Here is a 21,353-nt window from a genome sequence, read left to right on the forward strand (position 1 = left end):
TCCATCACTTATTCAGGAGTCAGACTCATGAAAACCCCTTTTTCCTGGCGCCGCATCTTGATGGGTTTGGCAGCAGCCAGCGTCATCGGCCAATGCTCGGCATTTTCTTTCGGTGCCGCTGAAGAGGCGGTCATCATCCCGCCGCCGGCCCTGGATGAAACCACCCAGGCCCGCAGTGAAACTGCAGTCTTCGCCGGTGGTTGCTTCTGGGGGGTCCAAGGGGTGTTCCAGCACGTTAAAGGTGTGAAAAAAGCCGTCTCCGGTTACGCCGGTGGTGAAGCGAGCACCGCCCGATATGAGCGCGTCAGCGACGGCGATACCGGTCATGCGGAATCGGTCGAGGTCACTTTCGATCCGGCTCAGGTCAGTTACGGCACGTTGCTGCGGATCTATTTCTCAGTGGCGCACAACCCCACAGAGCTGAACCGCCAGGGACCCGACAGCGGCACGCAGTATCGGTCGGCGATCTTCCCGGCGAACACTGAACAGCAGCGCGTCGCCCAGGCCTACATTGCCCAGCTCGACGCCGCCCGCTCGTTCAACAAACCCATTGTGACCAAGCTGGAAACCTACAACGGTTTCTACCCGGCGGAGGAGGAGCACCAGGACTTTCTGACCGAGCACCCGACGTATCCGTACATCGTGATCAACGACCTGCCGAAAGTGGCTGCGCTCAAGCAGCTGTACCCGGATCGGTATCAGGAGAAACCGGTGCTGGTGAAGGCGGGGATGTGAAGATTTGGCTACCGACTGCGCGGGCGCTCCATCGCGATGCTCGATGGTTCAAAGCCCAGGCGTGAGAAGAATTCTGCAGCACCTTCGCGGCCCGCGCGCAGAACCCAGGTGATGTCGGTGTTCTCGCCCATGAGATGCTCGACCAGCGCTCGACCAACGCCTTCACGTCGATGCTGTCCGGACACGACAACCATCGACAGATAACCGTTGGACAGGCCGTCGGTGATGCCACGGGCGAACCCGACGATATGGGAGTTCTTCACGGCAAGCGCTGTACGTTGGGAGTTGGCAATCAACTGTGCAAAATGTTCAGGTGAACCCAGGCGGTGCGCTCATCCGTTCTGCTCAAGAAACAGTCGCACGGATTCCACTTCCAAGGGCAGTACATCGCGGACATCCAGGACGGCGCTCACCCGGAAATCACATTCTTGCCCGCGACTTTTGACCGATACAGCGCCTGATCGGCCCTGGCCAGGAGCCCGGTCTGCTGCTCTTCTTCAAAGCGCTGGACTACCCCAAAACTCATGGTGACCTGAAACTCTCCCACACGCGGAAGGCCCGACAGACCATGGCGGATTTGCTCGGCGCAGGATCTGGCGTCGGCCAACGACGTATTGGGCAGGATCATGATGAACTCGTCGCCGCCCCAGCGAGCCAACAGGTCGCCATAGCGCACGTAGCGCTTCACACTCTTGACGACCTGTACCAACGCCGCATCCCCCAGGGCATGGCCGTAGTGATCGTTGATGTTCTTGAAGTCGTCGATGTCCATGGCAATCAGTGACAGCGGCTGCCGAAAGCGTTGGGCACGGTCGCATTCCTGGGGCAGGGTTTTTTCCAGGCGATAGCGATTGGCGATCGATGTCAGCGCATCGGTTTCCGCCAGTTTGCGGTTTTCTTCCAGTTGAATCTGCAGCTGCTGATTCACCCGCGACAACTCGCGGGTGCGTTCTTCGACGATGGCTTCAAGGGATTGATTGCGTCGTTCCATCTCTTCGAAGAGACGTTTCTTGTCTTCGATACTGCGGTGCGCACCGACCATGCGCGCGACCGATCCGTCGACATTGCGTGCCAGCACGTAGCCGCGATCTTCGATCCAGATATAACTGCCGTCCTGCTTGCGGCAGCGATACTCGGCTTGATAGCCCGGTGCGCGTTGATTCAGGTAATCATCAAACATCGTCATCACCCGCGGATAATCGTCGGGGTGAATCACGTTTTCCCAAGTGAACACGGTGTTGTCCAGGGAGTGGACTGCGTAGCCGAGCATTTCGTACCACCCGGGATTGCGGTAGACGAACCCGGTGTTGGCGTTCCAGTCCCATATGCCGTCACTGACCAGTTCCAGAATGGTGTGCAGCATGTCCTCGTTCAAATCCGACACATTGAACTTCAACGGCTCGATATTTGATGCCTCACCCATCACCGCTCTCCCTGCACTGATATCAAAGTGACCCGTCAGTCGGGGAGATTAGTGCATGGCGCATTGCTCCGGCTAGTGCCTGGCCCACAACTGCATGGCGAAGTCGACGAAGCGACGTAGTTTCGGCAAGCGGTAGCGATCCTGGGCGTACACCAAGTGCATCGGCCTGCTCGGCAATTGATAGTCCTGCATTACCGCCACCAGTTGTCCGTTCAGCAAATCCTGCTCGACCAACGCATCGGGCAACATCACGATGCCCATCCCGGTTCGAGCCGCCTGATGCAGCCCGGCCGAACTGTTGATCAACATCGGGCCTTTGACGGCCACCATGACTTCGCCTTCCTGTCCGCGCAGGCGCCATTGTTTTTCCACGGATTGCCAGTCATCGCCTACCGGATAGGCGAAAGACAAGCAGTCGTGATGTTGCAGGTCTTCGGGTTTTTCCGGTGTGCCTCGGCGTGCCAGGTAGGCCTTCGAGGCGCACATGGTCAGCGTGTAGTCGATGAGCGGCCGGGCGATCAGGTTGGACGGTTCAATCGCGCCCAAGCGAAACGCCACGTCGAGGCCGTTTTCGAGGAGGTCGGGCCGTCCGTTGGTAAGCACTACGTCCAGTTTGACTTGCGGGTAACGCAGGGTGAATTCGCTGAGCGCTGGCGCGAGCTTTTCCGTGCCGAAGGTCAGCGGAGCCGTGATGCGCAAGGTGCCGCTCGGCGTGTCATGGCTCTGTTCGGCCAGGCGTTCAGAGTCGGCCACCAATCCGAGCACCTCCAGACAGCGCTGGTAATAAGCGGAGCCGAACTCCGTCAGTCGCTGGCGCCGCGTTGTCCGGTTCAACAAGCGCACGCCCAGCCGTTGTTCCAGCGCGCGAAGGTGATTGCCGACCATGGTCGTGGACATTTCGCACTGCTGGGCGGCGGCGGTCATGCTGCCGGCTTCTACAACCCTGACGTAAACAGTCATTGCCTGGAACAGATCCATTATCAAGCTCAGCTTTAAGATGATTGAAGTGTTACAGCATTTATCCAGCTCAGGTGGCTAACCATACTGCAAAAACACCGACAATTGATGGAGCTTGATGTCATGACCGCCGCCTGCCTGATGACCACTTACCAACCTCTGGCCCTGAGTTTCAGCAAGGGCCTGGGCACCCGACTTTGGGATCAGGCGGGTCGTGAGTATCTGGATGCGGTGGCAGGTGTGGCGGTGACCAATGTCGGCCACTCTCATCCCAAAATCGTGTCGGCGATCAGCGAGCAGGCCGGGCTGCTGTTGCACACCTCGAATCTCTACAGCATCGAATGGCAGCAGCGGTTGGCGCAGAAGCTGTCGAAGCTGTCAGGCATGGAGCGGGCGTTTTTCAACAACTCCGGTGCCGAAGCCAATGAAACCGCGTTGAAACTCGCTCGGCTTTACGGCTGGCACAAAGGCGTTGAGCAGCCGCTGGTGGTGGTCATGGAAAACGCCTTTCATGGTCGGACGTTGGGCACGTTATCCGCCAGCGACGGCCCGGCCGTGCGGTTGGGATTCAATAAGTTGCCCGGCGACTTTGTCAGGGTGCCATTCGGCGACTTGGACGCGCTGGAAAAGGTGCAGCAAGCCCACGGCTCGCGCATCGTGGCGATTCTGATGGAACCGATTCAGGGCGAAAGCGGCGTGCAGTTAGCGCCCGCCGGTTACCTGAAAGCCGTGCGGGAGCTGTGTAACCGGCGCGGCTGGTTGATGATGCTCGACGAAATCCAGACCGGCATCGGTCGAACCGGCCAGTGGTTCGCCTTTCAGCATGAAGGCATCGTCCCGGACGTCATGACCCTGGCCAAAGGCCTTGGCAATGGCATTCCCATCGGCGCGTGCCTGGCCCGGGGCAAAGCCGCCGAGCTGTTTACCCCCGGCAGCCATGGCAGCACCTTCGGCGGCAATCCGCTGGCGTGCCGTGTCGGCTGCACAGTGCTGGACATCATCGAAGAACAAGGCTTGCTGGAAAACGCCAGACTCCAGGGCGAACATCTGCTGGCCAGACTGCGTGCCGAACTGGCGGACGACCCGAACGTCCTGGCGATTCGAGGCCTAGGCTTGATGATCGGCATCGAACTCAAGCAACCAATCCGCGACCTGACCCTGATCGCCGCACGGGATCACGGCTTGTTGATCAACGTGACACGGGGCAAAACCATTCGCCTGCTGCCACCGCTGACGATTGATGAGCGGGAAGTGGAGATGATTGTCAGAGGGGTTTGTCGGGCGGTGTACGCGGCTTGATATCTGCCTCCCTGTAGGAATCGGTGACCACCAGTTCGGGGACTAACTTGCTCCGTGCAAACATATAAATCCTTGTTAAACGCTATGAGATGAGTCGGGAAGGGTGTTAGCGAGGGCCGCGATTTCACTTCTATTCATGAGTCTGATTTTTGAACCGCCGAACCCTTCAAAAAGTTGCCGGTGCGCGGAAAACCCGCTGGAGTCTTCACGAACACGATAGCTGCCGGCCCATTCCAACAACGCGATCAGTAACTCGTCGTTGTCTGGCCGGTTTTCTCGCTGGCGAATATTGGCGAGGCAGTTTTCGTCTTCAATACATAGCCAGACAAGTGCCGTCGCACGATGTAGAAGTTCGTTGACGATCCAGCCGTAAACCCCTTCGATCACCCAGCACTCTTCATCGGCCAGCACCCGTGCCATGCCCAATGCTTCGCCGCGAGGCCGGGCGATGCTGTGCTCGTCTGACGTCCAGTGGACCTGGTCGAGATCGGTCCACGGCACGTGAAGTTGTTCGGCCAATCGTTTAGCCAGCCAACTTTTACCTGAGCCAGAGTTGCCGATGATTAGGGTTCGGGTGAGGTCCATGGTGACTCACACTTTCAGTCGTCATTCTCAGGCGCAACCATCCGTGTCTTCGGCGCACCGTTTGCGTTGTGCTGATAGATTTCCTGCGGCTGTCCTTTCTCATTGAAGAACACTTGGCCGATCCCCGCCGAATTCCACAGCCGTTCACCCGCTTCAGCATGTTCCGGGGTGTGCGGGATGATGCGCATGCGGCGGCGTTTGGTCAGCCAGTTGAGCGGCGAACGCGGTGAGTAGAGCCAGCGGTTGAGGCGGTCGAACCACTCGAGCAGTGCGGGCGGGAATTCGTTTTTGATGCCGCTGCTGGTGATCTGCCAGATTCGCGGACCGGCCTTGCGGTGTCGGATCAGGACTTCGTAGACGAAGGAATAATGCACATCGCCCGACAGCACCACGTAGTTCCCCGGTGTACGCGAGTGTCGGAAAATGTTCAGGATCACCTGGGCCGCGCCGCGATGAGCCATCCAGTTTTCCGCGTCGACCAGCAAGGGATAACCGCACCAGCTGAAGACGCGTTGCACGGTTTCGATCAGTTTGACGCCGAAGATCGGCGCCGGCGAAACGATGATCGCCGACGGGTGATCGAGCAGTTCCTGTTGCAGTTCGCTGAGCGCTTCCCAGTCCAGCAGACCTGACGGTTGCTTGAGGTTCATCTCGCTGCGCCAGCGTCGGGTGCGGGTGTCGATGACTACGAGCGCTGGAGTAGTGGGCAGTACGTAATGCCATTTCTGAAAACTCAGGAGTTCATCGATCAGAGCATCTTGCACCGGAGTGTCGAGATAACGGTCTTGCCCGGTCGCGCTCAACAGACAGGTTTTTTCCAGGACGGCGCCGAAGGCATCCGGGTTATTGCCCCAACCCTGGCACAGCATGTAGGCGATCAGTGCATTACCGATGATGCGCTTGGAGAAGGGATGGCCGTAGGCCGTTTCCTCCCATTGCGCGGAGAGATTCCAATCATCGGTAATGTCATGGTCGTCGAAAATCATCAGGCACGGCAGATGCGCCATCGCTCGTGCAACGCCGCCCAGACCTGCCTTGAAGTCATCGATACGGGTTTGTTCAAGTGCATACCGTTTGCGCCTTTCGGGCGTCAGCGCCGGAGGTTGTGGCGCGATCAGTGTCCAGGGTGTCGGCGACCAGACCAGCAGGTACATGGCCATGACTTCGGCGAACGTCACCAGATGGTTGTCGGCACTGCTGCTGGTGAAAATCGGCTTACGCGCGCCGCCGAAAAATCGCTCGCGCAAGGTTTTGTTGCTCTCAAGCGCCGGTAACAAATCCGCACGATGGTAATAGCTGGCAGGGTGCTCGTAGAGTTTGGCGCTGTCGCTGACCACGGCGCCTTCGAGGTGTTCTTCGAACAGTCCAAGTTGCTCGATCAGGGCATGAATCGCCCGCAACGTCGGGCCGGCGACATCGTCGGCGTACACCTGATCGCCGCTCATCATCAGCAGGGCCGGGCGCTCCGTCGCGGCATGTTCCGTCGCCAGAAAACGATCGACGCACAGCAAGCCATCGGCGGCCGGGTGATGTGGTTTACGGCAGGAACCGTGCAGCAACTGATCGATGCGCGAACGCAGGACAAAGTTCGGGCAACGGGCTTCGCCGTACAAAAGATGAGGCGCCCAGTCGGCAATACCGGTCGCGTCATCAATCAGCAGGTCATAGTCGATCAGGGTGTCGCAGGGCAGGGCGGTCGTCAGCGGCACATCGATCAGATGAACGAAGGCATGCTTGCCAATCGGGATGGCCGTGCATTGCCCTGCATCGAGGCGAATGTCGCCGACACCTTGCAGGCGCAAGGTCAGTGACAAGGCCCGGGTTCCCACCAGCCAGAGCACCAGGCGCGTGGGCTCCAGACGCCGCAACAGCGGGCCGGCGAGGACCGGTGGCAAAGAGCGATGGCTGTCGGGGAATGACGAAGACATGGGCATGCAGGTTCAAGACTCTTGGTGCACAGAGCGCGCGATGATAGCGCAGCCAGCGCCCGGAATTATCTGATGGCCACTGGCTTGCAACTGAAGCTGTAAAGCCGAGTGGGGCAGCGCTCATTTACCATGAAAGATCAGTGCGCATATCACAAACATCAGGAATGCCGTCACCAGACTGCAAGCTCCGGCTATCAAATGACGCCCGACCGGATACTCATCCTGCTTGAACCTGGCGACTATGAAGAGCCATGTCCCGATGAAGACGCCAAGGGTCGACATGATCGTATAAAGAATGACCGCGGGTCGTACTTCTGTCTCAACGGGGTTCGCGAACACCAGCACGATCGTGGCGACAATCAAACTGGCCAGAGCACCTGCCAGGTTGGCGAACCACAGATTGAAGCTGCCACGGTTCCTGACTATCCAGAACCAGATCCCCGCTGACGCGGCGAGGAACACCAATATTGCGAAGAGGGCCATTCATTCTTCCTTGTTAACAATGGCTTCCATTGTTCTTTGAGGTGAGGCGATGGCGCGCACGATAGCAAATCAGTGGCGTGGTGTTGAAGTGCGACGGGCGATTCATCAAGGCAGCGAAAGGCTGTCCCCTCTCATGACACTGGTTTCCCCATTGGCCACCAGCCAGCGAAACAGATCGCTCACCGATACCGTATGACTGCGTTCGATCCAGCGCACGACCGCCGGGCCGTAGTGTTCGGTGTAGCGGCTGAGCACCAGTTGGCGGCAGTCCGGTGACAGGCTCAGGGTGATTTCCCGACAGTGCAGATTGGCTGCGTCGTCCCGGCTCACCCGTTGTTGCAGCGTCAGAAGATTGTTTTCAGAAACCATCAGCCGGTGCTCCTTCGCATTGAGGTTTGGTGGTTTGCGCAGAGCCTTGTTTGCCATCCGCCACATAAGCGGCTCGATGCTCGGCGACCACGTTGCGCAAGGCGCTGTAGTAATCCGGGAGCTTTTGCAGGCTGTCGGTCAGCGGTAACGCTTCTGCTCGACCATCGACGATGCCGCCGACCGTGTTGATGGTGGACAGCGTGTCGACGGTGTCGCTGTTGCTGCCGAACGGATCGACCACAAAACTCAGCACTCGCCCGGCCGCATCGCGGCTGTTCGAAGTGCCGAACAATGGCAGCTCGACGATCGGACCGCCGCCGATGCCCCACACGCCGAAGGTCTGGCCGAAGTCCGCGCCGTGACGCGGGATGCCGGCCATGCCGGAGACATCGATCAAGCCCATCACGCCGACCGTGGTATTGAGCGCGAAACGCCCCAGCGTGTTGACCGAGCGCATCGGGTTGCCTTGCAGCAGGTCATTGATAAAGACCTTCGGCTCGCCAAAGTTCGCCACAAAGTTATGCACACCCGTCTGGAAAAAGTCCGGCAAGTAACGATAACCGCGAGCGACCGGCGCCAGGGCGTAGTCATCGACCACCCGATTGAAGGCGAAGATGCCGCGGTTGAACGGTTCCGCCGGATCGTTCACCGAATAGCTGGTTTCGGCGCAGGTCACGGTGGCGGTCGACGGCGGTTGGCTGCTGCAACCCGCCAGCCCTGCGGCGAACACGGCGATCGAAGTGTTGCGGGCCAGCCAGGGAACACATTTGAAAGGCAACATGGACGCGAGTCTCGGGGGAGGAATTCGCCGAGATGCTGAGCCCCAAGCCTTGCGCAAAGATGTCTGGTTTATTGCGGCGCCGTCGCTTTATTGCAGGATTGAAATATATGACGCGCTGCCGTGAATGGTTTTAGATGGCGGTTCTATTCGGCCCCTAAAGTGACCTTCGGTGAACAGCCTTTTAATTGTGGACGATGACCTCGAAGTCCTCGATCTGCTGAAAAAATTCTTCGTGCAGCACGGCTACAGCGTCGAGGTCGCCACCGACGGCGCGTCGCTGTGGGCGTCCATCGAGCGACAGCCGCCGGACCTGATCATTCTGGACGTGATGTTGCCAGGGGACAGTGGATTGATTCTGTGTCAGCAACTGCGGATTCGCTACACAATGCCGGTGATCATGCTGACCGCCATGGGCGAACTCAGTGACCGGGTCGTCGGCCTCGAACTGGGCGCCGATGACTACCTGACCAAACCCTTCGACGCCCGCGAACTGCTGGCCAGGGTGCGCGCCGTGTTGCGCCGCGTCGACGAGCGCCGTCCGGTATTACAGGAGCGTCCAAGGCCGCTGATCGACTTCGCCGACTGGCATCTGGACGTCACGCGCCGTGAACTGCGCTCGCCAGACAACGTGATGATCCCGCTGTCGGCCGGCGAGTTCGACTTGCTGCTGGTCTTCGTCGAAAACCCCCAGCGCATCCTCACCCGCGAGCAATTGCTGGACTTGGCGCGCGGGCATTGCCATGACGCGTTCGATCGCAGCATCGACGTTCAAGTCAGCCGTCTGCGGCGCAAACTCGAATCCGATACCAAGCGCCCGGCGATGATTCGCACCGTGCGCAATGGCGGCTACCTGTTCACCCCCAGCGTGACCCGGCGATGAGCTGGCTGAAGCGGATTCGCCGGGACACGGTGGCGCGCTGGATCGCCTTGACCATCATTCTGGCGATGCTCATTTCGCTGGCGCTCAACGGGCTGTTTATCCAATTGGCCGGCGTGTGGGCGCGCCCGCCGCTCACAGAGACCGGGCTGCTGGATAAGATGGCCGCCATCACCCGCATCATCAACGCGGTCCCGGCACCACAGCGCAGCCAACTCGCGCAAGCCGTCAGTGATGACGGCTTCACCGTCAGTTGGCACCTTGATCGGCTTGAACTCAATCTGCCGTCGGTAGAGGATCCGGATTCCGAAATCGGCTCGACCGTCCTGCAGCCGTTGCTTAAATTCCCGGCTCGAATCCAGGTCTATGAGCCGGCGGACTGGACGGAAAACACGGCGGACGCGCATTACGCGCTGCTTATCGAACTGCCGGACGCCTCCTGGCTGATGTTCGCCGCACCCTCGCGAAACTGGGGCCTCGACGATACACCGCGCTACCTGATCGTCATCCTGCTGGTGCTGATTTCCACCACCCTCGTCACGCTGATTGCCACCCGCCGTCTCGCCACTCCTTTGCAGCATTTCACCGAAGGTGCCCGGCGCTTTGGCACGGACTTCCGCGCCCCGCCCATCGAGCCCCTCGGCCCCCAGGAAATCCGTCAGGCGATCCTCGCCTTTAACGCCATGCAAGCCCAGCTCCAACACTTCATCCGCGACCGCACGCAAATGCTTGCCGCGATCTCCCACGACCTGCGCGCGCCGCTGACGCGGATGCGCTTGCGTGGGGAATTCATTGAAGACAGCGAGCAACAGCAGCGGCTGTTTCGCGATGTGGATGAAATGCAGGCGATGATCAACTCGGCGCTGGAGTTCTTCCGGGATGACGCGCGGCTTGAACCGGCGACTCAGTTTGATCTGGCGGAATTGCTGCAAACGTTGCTGGATGACTATCGGGATCAGGGTGTCGACATTGCCTTCACCGGGCCGCTGCGGCTGGTGTATTTCGGGCGACCGTTGGGGCTTAAGCGGGTGATGACCAATCTGCTGGATAACGCGATCAAATACGGCAGTGAATCGGCGATTGAACTGATTCCTGCTGCCGGGGAAGTGCGGATCAAAGTACTGGATCGCGGGCCGGGGATTGCGGAGGCCAGCCTTGAACAAGTGTTTGCACCATTCTTTCGCATGGAAGGATCGCGAAACAAAAGCACCGGCGGTGTGGGGTTGGGATTATCGGCGGCGCGGGCGATAGTGTTGGAACATGGCGGGGAACTGAAGCTGCGTAATCGGTCGAAGGGCGGGTTGGAAGCGTTGGTGGTGTTGCCGGTGCATCCGGTTTAGAGGTTCATTGAAAACAGGGAATGACAAATGATTGATTTCAACAACAAAGGCTTCTTCAAACTCAAGCAGAACGACGAATACGCCGAACGCGTCACCGCGCTGCTATTGGATGGAGAGCAGGTGATCGACTCCTACAAATCCATGCGCGATGGGGTGGTGTTTACCAATAAGCGGATCATCGCGGTCAACGTGCAGGGCCTTACCGGCAGCAAGAAAGACTTCACCTCGTTGCCGTATAAAAACATCGTGGCGTACTCGGTGGAAACGTCGGGGACGTTTGACCTGGATTCCGAGTTGGAGATTTATTTTTCGTCGTTGGGGAAGGTGAAGTTTGAGTTCACTGGCAAGACTTCGATGGTGGAAATCTCGAAACTGATTTCCAAGCATTTACTCTGAACACAAACACACACATCCCATGTGGGAGCGAGCCTGCTCGCTCCCACAGGGTTTTTAGCTAGTCTCAAGTTTGTGTGAGCTTAAGCCTCCCACCCCGCGCCACTGACCGCCGCCTGCGCCAGCGGGTGCAAATCTGCCCCGTGATGCTCCGTCTGCCAGGCCAGCAATTCCTTGCGCATGCCCGGCGTCCAGTACATCTTCAGATGATTCCGCACACCGAGCACGGCCGCTTGCTGGTCCGGTTCAGTGGCGAAGTACTGGGCGATCTGGTTGGCCATCTTTATCAGATTGTCAGTACTCATCGGCGTACCTCCGCTTTAGCGCCACGGGCCTGACGGCGATCCTTGAGCAAACGGTCCTGTTCGTCGCTGAATTCCTGGTAGCGTTTTTGCCACTCGGAAGGGTGGTAAACGCGGCTGACTTCCACGGCGGTGACCTTGTATTCCGGACAGTTGGTGGCCCAGTCCGAGTTGTCGGTGGTGATGACGTTGGCCCCCGATTCAGGGAAGTGGAACGTGGTGTACACCACGCCCGGGGCGACCCGTTCGGTGACCCGCGCACGCAGTACGGTCTGGCCGGCGCGGCTGCCGATGCCGACCCAGTCACCTTCGTTGATGCCACGGCTTTCGGCATCGGTCGGGTGGATTTCCAGACGGTCCTCGTCGTGCCAGGCGACGTTTTCGGTACGTCGTGTCTGGGCGCCGACGTTGTACTGGCTGAGGATCCGTCCGGTGGTCAACAGCAGCGGATAACGGCTGTTGACCTTTTCCTCGGTGGGCACGTAACCGGTGAGCATGAAGCGTCCCTTGCCGCGCACGAATTCCTCGATGTGCATGGTCGGCGTGCCATCCGGCGCGGCGGCGTTGCACGGCCATTGCAGGCTGCCGTGACTGTCGAGTGCGGCGTAGCTGACGTTGGTGAAAGTCGGCGTCAGGCTGGCGATTTCATCCATGATTTCCGATGGATGTTTGTAGTTCATCGGGTAGCCCAAGGCGTTGGCCAACGCCACCGTGCCTTCCCAGTCAGCCTTGCCGCCCAGGGGCTCCATGACTTTACGTACCCGGGAGATGCGCCGCTCGGCGTTGGTGAAGGTGCCGTCCTTTTCCAGGAACGAGCTGCCCGGCAGGAACACGTGGGCGAACCTGGCGGTTTCGTTGAGGAAAATGTCCTGCACCACCACGCATTCCATAGCCGACAGGGCTGCGGTGACGTGCTGGGTATTCGGATCGCTCTGGGCGATGTCTTCGCCCTGGCAATACAAGCCCTTGAAGGTGCCGGCCAAGGCCGACTCAAACATATTGGGAATGCGCAGGCCCGGGTCGGGTTGCAAGGTGACGTTCCAAGCCTGTTCGAACTGCGTCCGTACCACCTCGTTGGAGATGTGCCGGTAGCCGGGCAGTTCGTGGGGGAAGGAGCCCATGTCGCAAGAACCCTGGACGTTGTTCTGTCCGCGCAGCGGGTTCACGCCGACGCCTTCGCGACCGATGTTGCCCGTGGCCATGGCGAGGTTGGCGATGCCCATGACCGCGGTACTACCCTGGCTGTGCTCGGTGATGCCCAGACCGTAGTAGATCGCCGCATTGCCGGCGCCCGCGTACAGACGGGCGGCGGCACGGATGTCGGCAGCGTTTACGCCGCAAATGTCGCCAAGCACTTCCGGCGAGTTTTCCGCACGGCTGACGAACTCGCTCCAGCGAGCGAAATCGCTGCCCTCGCAACGGGCATCGATGAAGGCTTGGTCTTGCAGGCCTTCGGTGATGATCGTGTGGGCCAGTGCGTTAAGCATGGCGACGTTGGTGCCTGGCCGCAGGGCCAAGTGATATTCGGCGCGGGCATGCACCGAGTCCACCAGATCAATGCGTCGTGGATCGATGACGATCAGCCGCGCGCCTTCGCGCAAACGGCGTTTGAGTTGCGAGGCGAACACCGGGTGGGCGTCGCTTGGGTTGGCGCCCATCACCAGGATCACGTCGGCCTGCATCACCGAGTCGAAACTCTGGGTGCCAGCGGACTCGCCCAAGGTTTGTTTCAAACCATACCCGGTCGGCGAGTGGCAGACCCGCGCACAGGTGTCGACGTTGTTGTTGCCGAACGCGGCGCGCACCAGTTTTTGTACGAGATAGGTTTCTTCGTTGGTGCAGCGGCTGGAGGTGATGCCACCAATGGAGTCGCGGCCGTATTTCTGCTGCAGCCGACGGAATTCGCTGGCGGCGTAGGTCACCGCTTCATCCCAGCTAACTTCCTGCCACGGGTCGTTGATGTGCTTACGGATCATCGGTTTGGTGATGCGATCCGGGTGGGTCGCGTAACCCCAGGCAAAGCGCCCTTTGACGCAGGAATGGCCGTGGTTGGCCTGACCGTTCTTGTCCGGAACCATGCGCACCAGTTGGTCGCCTTTCATCTCGGCGCGGAACGAGCAGCCCACGCCGCAATAGGCACAGGTGGTGATCACGCTGCGTTCCGGCTGACCCAGCTCGACCACGCTTTTTTCCATCAGCGTCGCGGTCGGGCAGGCTTGCACACAAGCGCCGCAGGACACGCATTCCGAGTCGAGGAAATTCTCGCCCCCAGCAGCCTCAACCCGGGATTCGAATCCGCGTCCAGTAATGGTCAGGGCAAACGTGCCTTGGGTTTCTTCGCAGGCACGCACGCAGCGGTTGCAGACGATGCACTTGCTTGGGTCGTAATCGAAGTAGGGGTTGGACGTGTCCTTTACATCCTCCAGATGGTTCTCGCCTTCATAGCCATAACGCACTTCGCGCAGGCCAACCTGACCGGCCACGGTTTGCAACTCGCAATTGCCGTTGGCTGAGCAGGTCAGGCAGTCCAGCGGGTGATCGGAGATGTACAATTCCATGACGTTGCGCCGCAGCGTGGCGAGTTTCGGCGTCTGCGTGTGCACGGTCATGCCTTCAGTGACTGGCGTGGTGCACGACGCCGGATAGCCGCGCATGCCGTCGATTTCCACCAGGCACATACGGCAGGAGCCGAAGGCTTCCAGGCTGTCGGTGGCACAGAGTTTGGGAATGGTGGTGCCCATCAGCGCGGCGGCGCGCATCACCGAGGTGCCTTCGGGCACGCTGATGCTGCGGCCATCGATGCTCAGCGTGACTTGCACGTCGCTGTCGCGGGCCGGGGTGCCCAGATCGATATCGGTTTTCGGGTCGAAGAGAGTAATCATTGCTCGGCCTCCGAGGCTTGCAGACCGAAGTCGGCGGGGAAGTACTTGAGGGCGCTGGTGACCGGGAAGGGGGCCATGCCGCCCAAGGCGCACAGCGAACCGTATTGCATCGTGTCGCACAGGTCCTTGAGGATGATCGCTTGCGCATCGCGATCGCTCTGGTCCGGCGCGGCCAGCATCCGGTCTATGACCTCCACGCCCCGGGTCGAGCCGATGCGGCAAGGCGTGCATTTGCCACAGGATTCCTCGGCGCAGAACTGCATGGCGAAACGGGCCATTTGGGCCATGTCCAAGGTGTCGTCAGCCACGACCACACCGCCGTGACCGATCATCGCGCCGATGCCGGCGAAGGCCTCGTAATCCAGCGGTGTATCGAATTGCGATGGGGGTACCCATGTGCCGAGTGGGCCGCCGACTTGCGCAGCCTTCAGCGGCCGGCCACTGGCGGTCCCGCCGCCGTAGTCTTCCACCAATTCCCGCAGGGTCAGGCCGAAGGCCCGTTCCACCAAACCGCCGTGACGAATATTGCCCGCCAACTGGAAGGGCATGGTGCCCAGGGAACGGCCCATGCCGTAATCACGATAGAACTGCGCACCCTTGGCCAGAATCAACGGCACCGAGGCCAGGGTCAGCACGTTGTGCACCAGCGTCGGCAGGCCGAACAGCCCTTGTAGAGCAGGGATCGGCGGCTTGGCGCGGACGATTCCGCGCTTGCCTTCGAGCGAATCCAACAGCGCGGTTTCCTCACCGCAGATGTAAGCGCCTGCACCGACCCGCACTTCCATATCGAAAGCCTGCCCGCTGCCGCCGACATTCGCGCCGAGGTAACCGGCGGCCCGCGCCAGGTTCAGCGCCTGGCGCAGTGTGGCCACGGCGTCTGGATATTCCGAGCGCACATAGATGTAGCCGTAAGTGGCACCGACGGTGATGCCGGCAATGGCCATGCCTTCGATCAGCAGGAAGGGGTCGCCTTCCATCAACATGCGATCGGCAAAGGTGCCGGAGTCGCCTTCGTCGGCGTTGCACACAATGTATTTCTGCACCGCTTGGGTAGCGCGCACCGTGCGCCATTTGATCCCCGCCGGAAACGCCGCGCCGCCACGGCCACGCAGGCCTGAATCGAACACTTCCGTCGCGGTTTGCTCACCGCCAACGGTCACGGCCCTCGTCAAACCCTCGAAACCGCCATGGGCCCGGTAATCGTCCAGCGACAGCGGCCGGGTAATACCGGCGCGGGCGAACAGCAAGCGTTGTTGAGTCTTCAGATAAGGCAGTTCTTCCACCAGGCCCAAGGCCAGTGGATGTGCAGACGGGTCGCCTTGCAGGGCTTCGAGCACGGACGGCACATCGTCTGCGGTCAGCGGACCGAAGCCGATCCGGCCTTGCGGGCTGTCCACTTCCAACAGCGGTTCCAGCCAATACAGGCCGCGCGAGCTGGTGCGCTGCAACTCCAGCGGCAAATTGCGTTCCTTGGCCTGAGTGATCAGCGCCGTGGATACCTCATCGGCACCCACTGCGCGGGCCAGCGAATCAGTGGGCAGATAAAGAGTCGGCATCATGCGTCCTCCCGACAAGCGTCGAGCAACGCATCCAGCCGTTCAGCGCTGAGCCGCGCATGCACCCGACCATCCAGCTCCAGAGCGGGCGAGCAAGCACAGGCGCCGAGGCAATACACCGGACGCAAACTGATGCTCCCGTCGGCGCTACTGCCGTGATCGTCCAGTTGCAGACGATCACGCAACTGCACAGCAAGCTCTTCAGCGCCACGGCTTTTGCAGGACTCAGCCCGGCACAGCCGCAGGATATGCTTGGCCGGCGGCGCGGTACGGAAGTCATGGTAAAAACTGATGACCCCGCGGATCTCCGCCTGACTCTGATTGAGGGCGTGGGCAATCTCGGCGACGGCCGCATCGGGGATGTAACCGATGCGTTCCTGAATATCATGAAGAATGGGCAACAGTGCACCCGCAGAGCCCTTGTGGCGCTCCAGCAGGGTGTTGACCACAGGCAAGTGCAAACTCTCATCAGGCATTCAGCAATCCTCACGGTCACGGACAAACCATATGGTCGTCGGTCGTCCGAAAGTGTCGGCTGCGGCACTCACACCACGTCACGGTATCGTGGCAATTTCAGGCCGGTGGCCAGGGCACCCTGAGCGGGCATCTTGTTGTGCCCGGCACGGTCTTCGCCGCACCTCTACTGGGCATAAAGGGCAGCTTGCCACGGCGCTTTTGATTGAACTGCACCAAAGCGACGTGTTCGGTTCTGCCTACGACTATCCATTAAGTCTAGATGAGAGCCGCGCGGGGCGTTTACTCACCGGCCTAATGCCCGTAGGGCTTGTCGATAGGGGATGTATAGCAAGCATTACGGGGAAGAAACAGCATCAGATCCGTGGGCAATTCAGGGAGCAGATGCGTTCATCTATCCCGCTGTAAACCAAAAGCCATCCACCCTGAGCCAAACAATAAAAAGCCCCGAAAACCTCGAGGCAAATCCCAAATCCCAGCCACCCCACAAAACCCTGTGGGAGCCAGCCTGCTGGCGATAGCGCCAGCCCAGCCACCATCAATGCGGAAGATGCACCGCAATGACAACCCAGCCACCTAGTCGGGCGAAATAATGCCTGTCAGCTCACTGCAATCCCTGTGGGAGCGGGCTTGCCCGCGATAGCGCCAGCCAAACCAACAAAAATGCTGAATCAACTACCACCATCACAAGCCACCCACACCCCACAAGCATCAAACACTAAGCTTCAGTCTTCGCCCCCGCTCGCTTGGACGCCAGCTCATTATCCCGATCCCGATTCAACACCTTCGCCACATCATCAACCACCGCCTTACCCATCGCCGTCAAATAATGCGCAGCCCAGGCGTGGCGGTCGGTGTCTGTGGCATACGCAGCATCTTCATTCAGCTTCTTGGCGAGAAACAGAAAGTCAGAAGCCATGGATAAGGCGTCGCCGAGGGGAACGCCGCGAGTGACGTGGAAGAGTGGTTGATCCGCGCAGTAGATGGCGGGTGTCAGGCCAATGGTTTTCAGCTCTGATTGATCGGTCATTTGCCACCTCCGATGACGGAGAGGCGGCGGGAGAGGATGGACACTGGAGCGTTACGCAACTGAGAGTCGCGTTGAGGGAAAAGCCAAATTTTGTACGGATTGATGCTGCGCATTATCAGACTCCTTGATATATGGAGCTGCCATATCCGTTTCCACACGAATGGGTGACAGCTGTGCGCGGGGTGGAAAACCGGGAATCAAGGAAACCGGCACGCCCGAAGACGTCCCACGCACAGCCGCCATAACTCACGCCGCAGGCATAAAAAAAGCGCCGGCAGACGTGATTGGGGCGCTGTTGCGCCTTGAATTACACGGGTTTCCACACCCGGTCGCTGAATTGGCAGCGACGGTGGGAGGTTATCGTGCAGGCTCTTTTCCTGCAACCTCTGAGGCCCTCGATCCCAAACCACCCGAGACGAAAATGTGTTCTGTCCCCGCCTTGTTCGTTACCGATATCACGTGTTTTAAAGGTCATGCATTTTATTGATACTAAAGTTGTTTTTTGGGAAACCTGCTCTGTCAGATGCGGAAGAAAGAATGTTACTGCGCCGATCAGGAATTATAGATGGCCATCTACGTTCGCTTTCAGATAGGCTACGCGCCATTCGTGTTACTGGAACTGAAATGTCTACCGCCCCCTCCTTCGTTACTCCCCTGCGCTACCCTGGCGGCAAAGGCCGCTTGGGGGCCTGGCTTGCTCAGCTCCTCAAGCACAACTGTCTAGATGGCGGGCTCTACGTCGAACCCTATGCAGGCGGAGCAGGTGCCGCCATGTACCTGCTCACAAATGATCATGTTGAACGCATAGCCATCAATGACCTTGATCCGGTGATTCACGCTTTTTGGTGGGCTGTCCTTAATGACGCTGAGCGATTTGTCGAAATGATCCGGGAAACGCCGATCACTATGGACACTTGGTACGCTCAGCGAGCGATTATTGACAATGCCAGTACGGTAGATCGAACAGTTCTAGGCTTTGCCACATTTTTCCTTAATCGGACAAATCGCTCAGGAATGATAAAAGGTGGGGTGATTGGGGGTATTAATCAAACGGGTAAGTACCTGATAGACGCTCGATTCAAAAAAGAAAAATTAATTGAGCGCGTGGTTAAAATCGCCAATCTTCGAGATCGCATCCAGCTTTTCAATATTGATGCCATGGAACTGTTGACCCATCCAGAACTTGAGGTTGGGCGAAAATCATTGATCTATCTTGATCCTCCGTATTATGAGAAGGGTAGCCAGCTCTATCGCAACCACTATCAGCCGAATGATCATCAGCAAATAGCCAATACAGTGATGAACATCAATACACCTTGGTTGGTTACATATGACAACTGCAGCGAAATAAATTCATTGTATCAGCAGGCGCAAGGGGTCGAGTTTTCACTTCACTACTCCACCCACATGCTAAGACCCAAGACAACCGAGGCTATGTTCTATGGGAACATAGAACTACACACCGATCCAACGCTGAGGCGATAAGTCACCAGCATTCGATAATATAATGCTTTAGTTCGCTCCACATTGAGTTTAGAGTCTCTCCGTTTGGAAAGTGTGCTGTTGAATGAAGGTATTTTTGAAGAGTGCTAATAGTTAACATTCCTCCTTCTTCCGCACAGTGTCGCGACACCACATCCAAACTATCTTGGCTTAACTTTCCGTTTGCATGCATGTGCCTGGCCGAATATTTTACTTTTTCCCTCAAAGGCGTATTTGGCTCTACCCTCCGAATAGCACCTGGATTATTTTCCAGATAGTTATCTGAGCTTAACTCCAGCAGAGCCCGCAAGAGAAACGATACGGATATAGGCGTTCCCTTAGCGCCCGAGTGCTTTAGCGTTGCCAGTTCACGTAGAATGTCCTGGACTTTGGTTTGGCTGACAGGCACATCAAGTCCATGTCCTTTCACTGCGAACAATCTGTCTCGTGCGCCCGAACGAGGCTTCGCAGGACTACCCGTTTTCGTTTTATCATCACCTGCTTCAAACTTATCGGAAGATTCATCATCAGCTTGAGGACTGCCTGTATTGCTGGAATCAGATGATATTGATTGAGGTGATTGCTCGTCGTAATCCTCCCAACCACCAGCAGTCTTCATTTGCTTTGCAAAGTCTTCACGCTGCGTCCGGCTCTTAAGCTTAGTTACTGATGCTTCACCGCTGGCCATTGCTATCAACATCGTAGCCACCGCGCGATCAAAATACTGCTCGTCAGAAATGCGGAATACTTCACCCTTAGAAACGTGACAACCTAGCTCCTTACGAACAGCAGGTGTACTTAACATCCGATACAAAGTAGTGGCGGATATTTGATCATATTGAGCTAGGGTAATGAGTCCCTTCGATAGTGCGTATGAAAGGAGGTTGACTGCCGGGCGGTTTGTACTTCTAGTTCCCAGTCTTGCGAGGAAACTATCATACTCTTTCGGACCCCATGAAGAGATGCCGACGCCGCCGTGTTCTCCGCCGTGTCGCAACTGAATCCAATACGCGGCATCTGAAAAATCCTGAAATACCGCAAATTCAACGCGTAGGGGGATTTTTGTGGCAGCTTTCTTTTTTAACTGCTCATATTGCTTGCGCAGCTTCAAATCAGGACAGAGCTTTGGATTGTTCAAAAATTTAAGCGCTGCAACGCGCCTGTTGCCTTCAACAACAATCCAAGGCTCTTTGTCTGTTTCTTTTGATGGCATCACTCCCATGCCATCAAAAGGACTCAATCCTTTATCAGCAATATCTGTCGCTAGCTTAATAACCTTTTGGGCAACAGGCCCAGAGGTCATCCATTTGTATATGTCGCTCTGAGATTGCTTTTCTCCATGTCTTGCATTTTCGGAGTCGAGCAAAATGCTATTAATGGAAATGGTTTTTCTGGAACTCATTCTTTTCCCCGCCCTTGATTGGCAATACGCATATGCTTGATATCAATTCCGCAATAAGCTAGATACGTCACCAGCCGCATGCTGAGCGGGCGCAAGCTTACGGCTTAGATGGCTTTCTTCTTTGCTGGCCGAATCTGAGCTTTCGAGCTGGCGCAGCCTGAGAGAGGCCGGTCTGCTCGCGCTCTTAAGCGATCCGGTGGCCGATCGATGAGGAGGGAAGTGAACGTCAGTTACTGACATGATATGGGTATTCCTTTACGTTCCCAATGATAGTAGATCATGCCAGCCTTTTGATATTAGCAACAACAGCCTCCAGCGCCCTAATAGCGATTGGAGGGTGGACCGACATTATGCTGCGCGTTGAATGTATTGCTCGACTCTGGTCAGCCCATGCAAAAGCGACAGCATCCCGCCCTTTGCGCCTGCGCTGGCTTGTCCGTCCCAATATCATCGGAAATGTCAGTTACCGTCTTACTACGCATCGCCCACGCCTTTGAGCAGCCAATCGAGAACGGGCCTGACTCTCAAAAAAATTTGTGCATTCCGAGGGGCGGATTTATCTGTTTTGGGATCGCTATTAATTGGAGCCGTACTTGGCTAACGCTGATAGACCGTAAAAATGGGGGGCGCGTGGCAAAGCAGGCAGGTTCGAAAACGTGGCCACTAACGTCGGTCCGGCTAACGAGCGTTCCCGTTTTATAGGTCCCCAGCCTTCATTTTTTCATTCATTGAATTTCTTTCAGGTAATCCTTGAGCGCGACGAGAGGGGCATCAAACTGGTCCATCGTCCGAGCACTGCTGAAATCAGCTGACAACCGTCGCAGCTCCCGCCCCAGTGGCGTTTCAGCCCCGCCGATAGCGTCCAGCGCCACACCTACGCAGTGCGCCACTCTAAACTGAATACCCTCGACATCCCCCCGACGCACCAGCAACCCAAACACCTCCCGCTCATAATCACTCATGATCGGATCATCCCGCAGAATCGGACTCGACCCCTCGGTCTCATAAGCCAGCTTGAGGCAGAACAGAGCAACAGTTTCCAGCAGCAGTTCCAT

The 21,353-nt window shown here is 58.0% G+C and carries 20 protein-coding genes and 1 pseudogene; 6 read left to right on the plus strand and 15 right to left on the minus strand.

Features of this window, described 5'->3' with window-relative positions; translation table 11 throughout:
- Positions 1-27: 27 nt before the first annotated feature.
- Complete coding sequence (msrA, locus tag ACRC4F_RS01650) at positions 28-735, plus strand: peptide-methionine (S)-S-oxide reductase MsrA (RefSeq protein ID WP_438657792.1); 708 nt, start codon at positions 28-30, stop codon at positions 733-735.
- Between the two features lie 8 nt (positions 736-743).
- On the opposite strand, the pseudogene ACRC4F_RS01655 reads toward msrA, so the two are convergent.
- The 3 genes and pseudogenes from ACRC4F_RS01655 to ACRC4F_RS01665 all read right to left on the minus strand — a co-directional run bounded on the left by ACRC4F_RS01655 (position 744) and on the right by ACRC4F_RS01665 (position 3,136).
- Positions 744-1,148: pseudogene (locus ACRC4F_RS01655) on the minus strand (GNAT family N-acetyltransferase).
- Positions 1,145-2,158, minus strand: coding sequence for a sensor domain-containing diguanylate cyclase (locus ACRC4F_RS01660; protein WP_438657793.1), 1,014 nt, complete (start codon positions 2,156-2,158; stop codon positions 1,145-1,147). Before ACRC4F_RS01660 ends, ACRC4F_RS01655 begins: the two are co-directional and overlap by 4 nt.
- Positions 2,159-2,230: 72 nt before the next feature.
- Positions 2,231-3,136: a LysR family transcriptional regulator gene (locus tag ACRC4F_RS01665; RefSeq protein WP_438657794.1), complete on the minus strand. Its 906-nt coding sequence runs from the start codon at positions 3,134-3,136 to the stop codon at positions 2,231-2,233.
- A 102-nt stretch (positions 3,137-3,238) separates the two neighbouring features.
- Here ACRC4F_RS01665 and ACRC4F_RS01670 point away from each other — a divergent pair, with 102 nt between their 5' ends.
- Positions 3,239-4,414 (plus strand): aspartate aminotransferase family protein, encoded by a 1,176-nt coding sequence (locus tag ACRC4F_RS01670; RefSeq protein WP_438657795.1) that lies wholly within the window; start codon positions 3,239-3,241, stop codon positions 4,412-4,414.
- A 75-nt stretch (positions 4,415-4,489) separates the two neighbouring features.
- Here the strand turns inward: ACRC4F_RS01670 and ACRC4F_RS01675 are convergent, their stop codons facing one another.
- From ACRC4F_RS01675 to ACRC4F_RS01695, 5 genes are all read right to left on the minus strand, one after another.
- Entirely contained in the window at positions 4,490-4,999 is a 510-nt protein-coding gene (locus ACRC4F_RS01675) for an adenylate kinase (protein ID WP_438657796.1), read from the minus strand.
- A 14-nt stretch (positions 5,000-5,013) separates the two neighbouring features.
- Positions 5,014-6,927 (minus strand): alkaline phosphatase D family protein, encoded by a 1,914-nt coding sequence (locus ACRC4F_RS01680; RefSeq protein WP_438657797.1) that lies wholly within the window; start codon positions 6,925-6,927, stop codon positions 5,014-5,016.
- Between the two features lie 120 nt (positions 6,928-7,047).
- Positions 7,048-7,410, minus strand: coding sequence for a hypothetical protein (locus ACRC4F_RS01685; protein ID WP_438657798.1), 363 nt, complete (start codon positions 7,408-7,410; stop codon positions 7,048-7,050).
- Between the two features lie 105 nt (positions 7,411-7,515).
- Entirely contained in the window at positions 7,516-7,779 is a 264-nt protein-coding gene (locus ACRC4F_RS01690; protein ID WP_438657799.1) for a hypothetical protein, read from the minus strand.
- Positions 7,769-8,560 (minus strand): MlaA family lipoprotein, encoded by a 792-nt coding sequence (locus ACRC4F_RS01695; RefSeq protein ID WP_438657800.1) that lies wholly within the window; start codon positions 8,558-8,560, stop codon positions 7,769-7,771. Before ACRC4F_RS01695 ends, ACRC4F_RS01690 begins: the two co-directional genes overlap by 11 nt.
- Before the next feature lie 169 nt (positions 8,561-8,729).
- Here ACRC4F_RS01695 and ACRC4F_RS01700 point away from each other — a divergent pair, with 169 nt between their 5' ends.
- From ACRC4F_RS01700 to ACRC4F_RS01710, 3 genes are read left to right on the plus strand one after another with little or no spacing between them, the layout of a single operon-like run.
- Positions 8,730-9,440, plus strand: a complete 711-nt coding sequence (locus tag ACRC4F_RS01700; protein ID WP_438657801.1) for a response regulator — start codon at positions 8,730-8,732, stop codon at positions 9,438-9,440.
- A complete protein-coding gene (locus tag ACRC4F_RS01705) occupies positions 9,437-10,777 on the plus strand; it encodes a HAMP domain-containing sensor histidine kinase (RefSeq protein ID WP_438657802.1) in 1,341 nt (446 codons plus the stop codon). The genes ACRC4F_RS01700 and ACRC4F_RS01705 overlap by 4 nt, the downstream gene beginning before the upstream one ends.
- Before the next feature lie 27 nt (positions 10,778-10,804).
- A complete protein-coding gene (locus ACRC4F_RS01710; protein ID WP_083375797.1) occupies positions 10,805-11,173 on the plus strand; it encodes a PH domain-containing protein in 369 nt (122 codons plus the stop codon).
- Positions 11,174-11,253: 80 nt separating this feature from the next.
- Here the strand turns inward: ACRC4F_RS01710 and ACRC4F_RS01715 are convergent, their stop codons facing one another.
- The 5 genes from ACRC4F_RS01715 to ACRC4F_RS01735 all read right to left on the minus strand — a co-directional run bounded on the left by ACRC4F_RS01715 (position 11,254) and on the right by ACRC4F_RS01735 (position 17,414).
- Positions 11,254-11,475, minus strand: a complete 222-nt coding sequence (locus ACRC4F_RS01715; protein ID WP_438657803.1) for a formate dehydrogenase subunit delta — start codon at positions 11,473-11,475, stop codon at positions 11,254-11,256.
- A complete protein-coding gene (gene fdhF / locus ACRC4F_RS01720) occupies positions 11,472-14,354 on the minus strand; it encodes a formate dehydrogenase subunit alpha (RefSeq protein WP_438657804.1) in 2,883 nt (960 codons plus the stop codon). The genes ACRC4F_RS01715 and fdhF overlap by 4 nt, the downstream gene beginning before the upstream one ends.
- The gene (locus ACRC4F_RS01725) at positions 14,351-15,913 is read right to left on the minus strand and encodes a formate dehydrogenase beta subunit (protein WP_438657805.1); all 1,563 of its coding nucleotides are present in this window, start codon (positions 15,911-15,913) and stop codon (positions 14,351-14,353) included. The genes fdhF and ACRC4F_RS01725 overlap by 4 nt, the downstream gene beginning before the upstream one ends.
- Positions 15,910-16,386, minus strand: a complete 477-nt coding sequence (locus ACRC4F_RS01730; RefSeq protein WP_438657806.1) for a formate dehydrogenase subunit gamma — start codon at positions 16,384-16,386, stop codon at positions 15,910-15,912. The genes ACRC4F_RS01725 and ACRC4F_RS01730 overlap by 4 nt, the downstream gene beginning before the upstream one ends.
- A 716-nt stretch (positions 16,387-17,102) precedes the next feature.
- Entirely contained in the window at positions 17,103-17,414 is a 312-nt protein-coding gene (locus tag ACRC4F_RS01735) for a DUF3077 domain-containing protein (protein WP_438657807.1), read from the minus strand.
- Between the two features lie 624 nt (positions 17,415-18,038).
- Between ACRC4F_RS01735 and ACRC4F_RS01740 the strand changes: the two genes are divergently transcribed.
- Positions 18,039-18,899: a DNA adenine methylase gene (locus ACRC4F_RS01740; protein WP_438657808.1), complete on the plus strand. Its 861-nt coding sequence runs from the start codon at positions 18,039-18,041 to the stop codon at positions 18,897-18,899.
- Position 18,900: 1 nt separating this feature from the next.
- Here the strand turns inward: ACRC4F_RS01740 and ACRC4F_RS01745 are convergent, their stop codons facing one another.
- Together ACRC4F_RS01745 and ACRC4F_RS01750 are read right to left on the minus strand one after the other, a co-directional pair.
- Positions 18,901-20,298, minus strand: a complete 1,398-nt coding sequence (locus ACRC4F_RS01745; RefSeq protein ID WP_438657809.1) for a hypothetical protein — start codon at positions 20,296-20,298, stop codon at positions 18,901-18,903.
- Between the two features lie 725 nt (positions 20,299-21,023).
- Entirely contained in the window at positions 21,024-21,353 is a 330-nt protein-coding gene (locus ACRC4F_RS01750; RefSeq protein WP_438657810.1) for a hypothetical protein, read from the minus strand.

This window comes from Pseudomonas sp. (genome assembly GCF_051660785.1).
In the GTDB taxonomy this organism is placed as follows: Bacteria; Pseudomonadota; Gammaproteobacteria; order Pseudomonadales; family Pseudomonadaceae; genus Aquipseudomonas.